The following is a 6,666-nucleotide window of genomic DNA, read 5'->3' on the forward strand; positions in this document are numbered from 1 at the left end:
CAATAACAACAACAACGGCGGTGGCGGGAACAACAACAACAATAACAACAACGGCTGAACTTCACAGTCCGGCCGGGTGGTTCAAGGCCCACCCGGCCGGACTGTCGCGTGGCTGTGTGCGTTTGGGTTTCTCTGGACTTCCCCGTGACGGCCACGGACGTCTTGCCGAGCCGCAGACGGCCGGGCTGTCCTGGCGGTTGGGCCGTCCAGGCCAAGGCGGGGCGCTGGTGATTGCGAGCTTATCCGGCGAACCTGGCCGTTCCGTTCCAGAACTGTCGCGGCCTTTGTCGCCGGGTCCGACGGGGCCGGCCTGCCGGGTTAATCGGTGGCGTCGGCGCAGACGTCCAATGCTTGCAGGGGGGCGTTCGGCTGGCTTTCCTTCATGGCGTCGATTACCCATGCGATGAGCGCGGCGCTCTTTCCGTCGGAGCAGTCAGCCGCCGTTTTGCCGTTGTTGTTGTTGTTCGTGCCGGCGCCGTTGTTGTTGTTATTGTTGTTGTTGTTGTTCGTGCCGTTGCCGTTGTTGTTGTTGTTATTGTTGTTGTTCGTGCCGCCGTTGTTCAGATTGCAGTTGATGTTCTGATTGCCGTTGATGGTGTTGCCGTCTCCGGCCTGTCCGATCGGGGCGCAGATCTGAATGAGTGCCGGGCTGCCGGGAAGTGAGGGGGAGTCCCCGTCGTCTTGGGCCTGGGCGCCGCCGGCGCTGAAGAGAACCGCTGCCGCCGCGGCGGTGCTGATCGCGGCAAACCGCTTGGTGAGCTTCACTCGAGCGACCTTTCGTCGTCCCTGGTGCAAAATCCTTGAGCGTCAGCGGACAGGATGGCGACGGCAGGCGTTGAAGGGTCACGAGGCACGCTGCGGCGGCCGCCTTTTCCCTCGTATAGCCCCGGAGATTCGCGTCGCCTACCAGGTCGTGCAACGTGCAAGAGGTTGTTCTCTCTCGATGTCCGCAGGTGTGCGTGCGGCTCGCCGCGGTGGGGGAGAGGGGGCCGTTGCCCGGCGCGCTGCTCGCGGGTTCGCCGCCCGGTGCGGCGGGGCCGGTGGCTTGTGAGGGGGGCGGGCGGTTCCGCAGGCGCCGTGCAGGGGCGTCAGGCGACGGGCGACGACCAGCGGGACGAATGCCGTGATGATGATGCCGACGCGCAGGTGGTGGAACCGGTCCCAGCGGCCGATCTGCTGCTTCCGGTCCGCCGGGGCGCTGTCCCGGGTCCGCTGGGCGACGCGGGAGTTGATCGGGACGAGCAGGGCGATCGGCATGAGCACGCCGAGGACGAGCGGAGCGGTGGCCGTGGCGACCAGCCCCGCCCCCGTGTCACCCCACGCCGCGACCGCCCAGACCGCGCCGAGTGCGACCGAGCCGATGTATCACAACGGCCGTCGCCTTGCCGAGGGGGCGGGCTGCGTCGCTGCGGGCTGCGAGGCCGCCGTTGTCCGGCAGCCGGCCGAGGATCGCCTTGTTGAAGGCCGCCCCCGCGAACTCGACGCCCACCATCAGGCCGACGGCCGCGACCGTGACGCGGCGCCGGATGCGCCACAGACAGGTCCCGAGCGCGGGCGGATCGCCCCGACCGCCCATGCCGAGACGGGGAGGGCCACACCGGCCGGTTTCTGGGCGAATCGTGCCCGCTCGAGCCTCTCCGCGGGGCGAACAGGCGCAGCTCTACGCCGCTTACCGGACCTGGTGCCAGAATCAGGGGCCCTGGGCGGTCTCGTCACGGGCCTTCGCGGCTCGGGTCCGTGAGGTGGGGGGAACGCGCTGCCGCTGCGGGCGCGGGGCCCGCCCGGCCGGTGGCCGGCGGGCAGTACGGGGCAGCTGCCGGGCCGGCGACCTCGCGGCGGCTGATCCGGGCGGCTCGGCAAGGACGGCGGGCGGCCTCTGCCGCATCCCTCCGCCCGCCGCGCGCACGGGCCTCGAACGGTTGCAAAGAACCGTCCAGCCGGTATATTTCTCGGCGGTCGCAGTCCCGGGCTTCAATAGGGGTAGGGCATGGGCGCGCTGAAGGGGAGAACGGCACTGGTCACCGGTGCCAGCCGGGGGATCGGCAGAAGCATCGCACTGAGGCTGGCGTGCGAGGGCGCTCTGGTCGCCGTCCACTATCGCGGCGACGCCGCCGCGGCAGCCGAGACGCTCACGGAGATCAGGGACAACGGCGGGCGTGCCTTCGGCATCCGCACCGAGTTGGGATCCCCGGAGGGCGCCGAGACGCTCTACGCCGGTTTCGACGCCGGTCTGGCCGAGTTCGGAGCGGCTCGTGGCCTGGACATCCTGGTCAACAACGCCGGGGTCAGCGGATCGGCGCGCATCGACGAGGTGACGCCCGAGCTCTTCGACAGGATCTTCAACGTGAACGCCAAGTCCCTGCTGTTCGTGGCGCAGTTGGGGCTCAGACGCATGCACGAGGGTGGTCGCATCATCAACGTCTCGTCGGCGGCCACCCGCATCGCGTACCCGGAGTCCGTCGTCTACTCGATGAGCAAGGGGGCGGTGAACACCTTCACGCTCGCGCTGGCCAAGGAGGTCGGCGAGCGCAGCATCACCGTCAACGCGGTCGCTCCCGGGTTCGTCGAGACGGACATGAACCTCGCCAAGCGCCGCACCCCGGAGGCGGCGGCGCAGCTGGCCGGGTGGTCCGTCTTCGGCCGGCTCGGCAGGACGGGGGACATCGCCGACATCGTGGCCTTCCTCGCGTCCGACGCCTCACGGTGGATCACAGGCCAGTGCATCGACGCGTCCGGAGGCTCGCGTCTGTGACGCGCCGCCGGGCCCTGCGGCCGGGAAAAGCCGCTTTGGGCCCGCACGGGCAGCCCACGTGAGCCTCGCGCGCCGGTCGTTGCGTCCCGGCGCCCGGAATCAGTGAAGTGAGGGATGGAACGTGTCGAGTTCGTCATGCGGTACCCCGGGCACCGTCCTGGTCTCCGGCGGCAGCGGTTTCGTCGGCCGGGCGGTGGTTGAGGAACTGGCCGGGCGTGGCGGCGTCCCCGCGGTCCGCGTTCTGGCACGGCATGCTCCCGCCTCGGCGGGCGGCAGCGCGGTGCGCCACGCATGTGCGGACCTGACCCGGCCGGAGACGCTGCGGGGGCTGTGCTCGGGGGTGGGGGCCGTGGTCCACACCGCCAGCTATGTCGGACGCGACCGGGCCCGCTGCGAGGCGGTCAACCACCGGGGCACCGTCGCCCTCCTGGCGGAGGCGCAGCGCGCCGGCGTCGAGCGCTTCCTCTACATCAGCACGGCGTCCGTCTACGGCGCGGGGCCCCATCGCGGAGTGAGCGAGGACGCGGTGGTGCCGAAACCGGCGTCCGCCGCCAGCGGATCACGCCTGCGGGCCGAACAGGCCGTGCTCGAGGCGGGCGGTACCGTGCTGCGTCCGCATCTGGTCCACGGCATCGGCGACGCGTGGTTCATCCCCGCCCTCGCCCGCCTCCTCGTCCGTGTCCCGGCCTGGCCGTCCGGCACGGTGCCCCGCAGTTCGATGATCGCGGTGGGCGACCTGGCGCGCGGCGTCGCGGGCCTGGTGCGCACCCCGGGGGACACGGACCGGTCCCGGCTGTACCACGCGGCTCATCCCCGGCCGGTGCCGATGGACCAGGTGCTGCTCGCCCTGCACCACCACCTCGGCCTGCCGTCCCCGTGCGTCGGGGAGGTGTCCGCGGAGGAGCACCGGGCGCTGGTCGCCCGTGCCATGCCCGAACTGTCCGACCACCAGTACGCGTTGCTCACCCGGGACCACTGGTACCGCAGCGATCGTCTGTGGGCCCGGATCGGCGAGGACCCGGGACCGGGCTTCGCGGCACGGTTCGCCGAGGCCGCGCACTGGTACGCGGGCCACCTCGCGGGACGGGAACGGCTGGGCGTGCCGGGCGCGCGGTGAGCCCGGCAGTGCTGCCGGGCGGCCCCGGCGGCGTGTGCCGCCGGGGGGGGGCGTCCTACCGGGACTGTGCCGTCAGCTCGTCGTGCAGTTTCAGCGTGCGGCTCTCGCTCATGTCGACCGAGGCCAGCACGGAGGGAACCACGATGCTGGGCAGCAGGTGACGCAGCAGCGCGTTGACCCTCGCGGGGAGGTCCTGGTAGTCGCTCAGGGCCTGGGACATGGACTGGATGCCCGCGTACGTCCCCACGACGACGTCCGCGGTCTCGGTCGGCACGATGTGCGGCAGCAGTTCTCCCTGCGCCTGGGCCTTCTCCAGCCGCTCCTGGACGAGCTCCCTCCAGCGCACGAACGCGGCGCTGCGGTCGAGGCCGTCGGCGAGCTGGTCCATCGCCAGCCGTACCGCCGCCCGGACCATGGAGTCGGTCCGCAGACGGTGGGTGTGCAGCAGCACGGCGTCCACGACTTCCTGGACCTTGGAAGGGCAGTCGGGAACGACGAAGTCCTGGTTCTGGGAGCTGAGCACCTCCTGAGCCAGGTCCTCCTTGGAGGAGAAGTGGAAGTACAGCGCGCCCTTGGTGACGGCGGCTTCCGACAGGATCTCGGCGATCGTCGCCGCCTTGTACCCGCGCTCCTGGAAGACCTTGGCCGCGGCGAGCAGGATCGTCCTGCGGGTACGGACGGCTCGCTCCTGCTCCGCCATGTGCTCCTCCGTCGATCGGCGTGCTCGGGGATGACTCCGGTTGCAAACCATCCAGTCCGTATTTTAACAGGCCGGGATCATCCGCCGACAGGCCGTTCCGGGCACGCTGAAGGTCCGCCGGCCCGGGGCGGGGGGCGGCGCGGGCGCCGTAGTGGAACCGGCCGTCGGGCGCGGATCGCGCCCGACGGCCGGGGCGGTCGGGGGGCCTGGCCGGCCGGGGCCGGCCGGGGCCGGCCGGGCCGCGCGGTCAGTCGCTCGGCGCTGTTGTCACGGTCGTGCGGAAGACGGGCTCGCCGTCCTGGTGGCCGGTGACGAGGACCGTCTCCGGGTCGCCGGGTGCGGCCTTGGGCAGGCGCAGGGCGTCGATCAGACAGGGCAGATCCAGCTCCGCGTACTTGGTGAACTCGCACTCCAGGCCGAGCGGCAGGATGGAGGAGCCGCCCAGGACCGCGGTCGCCGCCTGGCGGGCCGCCTCGAGCAGCACCATGCCCGGAACGTGGTCGACCTGGTGGTCGAAGAGCACCGGGTGCCGGGTGTCCACCCGCAGTTGCCAGCGGTTCGGATCGCCGGTGGGGGAGAGGACCACGTCGGCCGGCGACAGGCGCCCCACGCTCTGGGGCGCCAGCGGGGCCGTCAGCGCAATCGGACGGTGCCCGGCGCCGAACACGCGCTCCGGACGCAGCCGTCGGTACACGGCCGGGGCGATGACGCTGAAGGATATCCGCCCCGCCGCGGCGGGCCGCCCCTCGCGCAGGACCGTCGTCTCGTAGCGCATGCCGGTCAGCCGCTCGCCGCGCTTCCTGACCTCCTTGCACGTGACGTCGAGGTCCAGGGCGGCGGGCGCCCGGCCGATCCCCAGCTCCTCGGGACACACCGTCAAGGTGAGTTCCTCCATGAGGAACTGGTGGCCGAAGGGGACGCCGAACTCGGCGTGGGCGAGCAGGGCGCCGGCCTGCCGGATCGTTTCGGCCGCGATCAGCGGGTCGTGGTGGCCCCCGTCCACGGGGGTGAAGAAGCTGTGGCCCCGCGGCCACTGGGCGGTCATCGCGAAGTGGGTGTCGCCCAGGCGCTCCCAGTCGGTGAGCATCACCTCGGCGACGGCCGCGCGGTGCACCAGTTCCCTGGGGACCGTGGTGGTCAGGTGCCCGTGACGCAGCGCCGCCGCCCAAAAGGGCGACAGTGCGGCTTCCGCCGTCTGCTCGATCGACGGAACCTCGAACCGAAACGTGTCCGTGGTCATCGCTCCCCCTGAACGAGATCGGAGATGGGGCTCTGCGGAGGACCCAAAAGATAGAGACCGCCCGGTTTGATTTCCAGAGGAAGCGTCGCCTCCGCCCAGGATCGTGCGGAGCTGCCGCCCGGGCCCGGGCGGCACGGTTCCTTCCGGTGGTTGTGTTCTGCGGCGTTCGGCCAGCTCAAGGCTGCCGCGAGCGCTCGACCGCCACCGGCCGCCCGTCCGGGCGCTTCTCGAGCGGCACTGAAGTCTCTCTGTAGCGCGGTGCCGCACGGTGGCCGCAGTGGAGAGGAGCGGACATGGGCGAACCGGGCGTTACGGGCCTCGCGCTGCGCATAGAACGCGGTCGGGCCGACGAGGAGGAGCTGGCCGCGCTCGCCGTCGTGCTGTGCTCGGTACTGGCCGGGCAGGAGGCGGCGGACGCCGGGCCGGAGCCGGCCGACGCCCCCTCCTGGCGGCGGCCGGAGCGGTCCGGCGCGGCCTATCGCTCGCCGTACTGCTGGCGGTAGCGCCATCGAGCGCCGGCCGCGGGGCCGGCAGGCACTTATCCAGGGCTGATTCATGTGCGCGCTGCCACCGCCCCTCTGTAAACCGCATAGACGGTTTGTTAACCTGGGGTTCCATTCCGGCCGCGCTCATGAGGGAGGAGGCATCGTGACAGTCCTCAATGACATTCCTCAGGTGTCCGCGGAGGTCTCGGGTGGCCGCGGGTGCGTCGCCGAGCTGCACGAGATCCGTGCGCAGGCGCTGGCGGGTCCCGGCGAGAAGGCGACGCAGGCGCAGCACGCCAGGGGCAAGCTGACCGCGCGGGAGCGGATCGAGCTGCTCCTGGACCCGGGTTCCTTCCAGGAGGTCGAGCAGCT

The 6,666-nt window shown here is 71.3% G+C and carries 9 protein-coding genes; 4 read left to right on the plus strand and 5 right to left on the minus strand.

Annotated elements, in window-relative coordinates:
- Window positions 1-318: 318 nt before the first annotated feature.
- The 3 genes from BZY54_RS51065 to BZY54_RS53705 form a co-directional block, all read right to left on the minus strand.
- Complete coding sequence (locus BZY54_RS51065) at window positions 319-765, minus strand: hypothetical protein (protein WP_086728462.1); 447 nt, start codon at window positions 763-765, stop codon at window positions 319-321.
- A gap of 138 nt (window positions 766-903) precedes the next feature.
- Entirely contained in the window at window positions 904-1,362 is a 459-nt protein-coding gene (locus BZY54_RS53700; RefSeq protein ID WP_341868714.1) for an anthrone oxygenase family protein, read from the minus strand.
- The gene (locus BZY54_RS53705) at window positions 1,313-1,576 is read right to left on the minus strand and encodes a hypothetical protein (RefSeq protein ID WP_244217401.1); all 264 of its coding nucleotides are present in this window, start codon (window positions 1,574-1,576) and stop codon (window positions 1,313-1,315) included. Before BZY54_RS53705 ends, BZY54_RS53700 begins: the two co-directional genes overlap by 50 nt.
- 411 nt (window positions 1,577-1,987) lie before the next feature.
- Between BZY54_RS53705 and BZY54_RS29975 the strand changes: the two genes are divergently transcribed.
- Window positions 1,988-2,752 (plus strand): SDR family oxidoreductase, encoded by a 765-nt coding sequence (locus tag BZY54_RS29975; protein WP_086728463.1) that lies wholly within the window; start codon window positions 1,988-1,990, stop codon window positions 2,750-2,752.
- A gap of 121 nt (window positions 2,753-2,873) precedes the next feature.
- On the plus strand, window positions 2,874-3,869 hold the full coding sequence (locus BZY54_RS29980) for an NAD-dependent epimerase/dehydratase family protein (protein WP_086728464.1): 996 nt from the start codon (window positions 2,874-2,876) through the stop codon (window positions 3,867-3,869).
- A gap of 55 nt (window positions 3,870-3,924) precedes the next feature.
- Here BZY54_RS29980 and BZY54_RS29985 read toward each other — a convergent pair whose 3' ends face one another.
- The gene (locus BZY54_RS29985) at window positions 3,925-4,569 is read right to left on the minus strand and encodes a ScbR family autoregulator-binding transcription factor (RefSeq protein WP_086728465.1); all 645 of its coding nucleotides are present in this window, start codon (window positions 4,567-4,569) and stop codon (window positions 3,925-3,927) included.
- 247 nt (window positions 4,570-4,816) lie between these two features.
- Window positions 4,817-5,809: a ScbA/BarX family gamma-butyrolactone biosynthesis protein gene (locus BZY54_RS29990; RefSeq protein ID WP_086728466.1), complete on the minus strand. Its 993-nt coding sequence runs from the start codon at window positions 5,807-5,809 to the stop codon at window positions 4,817-4,819.
- A gap of 293 nt (window positions 5,810-6,102) precedes the next feature.
- Between BZY54_RS29990 and BZY54_RS29995 the strand changes: the two genes are divergently transcribed.
- Window positions 6,103-6,312: an acyl-CoA carboxylase subunit epsilon gene (locus BZY54_RS29995; protein WP_086728467.1), complete on the plus strand. Its 210-nt coding sequence runs from the start codon at window positions 6,103-6,105 to the stop codon at window positions 6,310-6,312.
- Window positions 6,313-6,457: 145 nt separating this feature from the next.
- Window positions 6,458-6,666 (plus strand): carboxyl transferase domain-containing protein (locus tag BZY54_RS30000; protein ID WP_279634713.1); only part of this gene is annotated, 209 nt, incomplete at its 3' end.

The sequence above is a fragment of the Streptomyces carpinensis genome, from assembly GCF_002154505.1.
GTDB lineage: Bacteria > Actinomycetota > Actinomycetes > Streptomycetales > Streptomycetaceae > Streptomyces > Streptomyces carpinensis.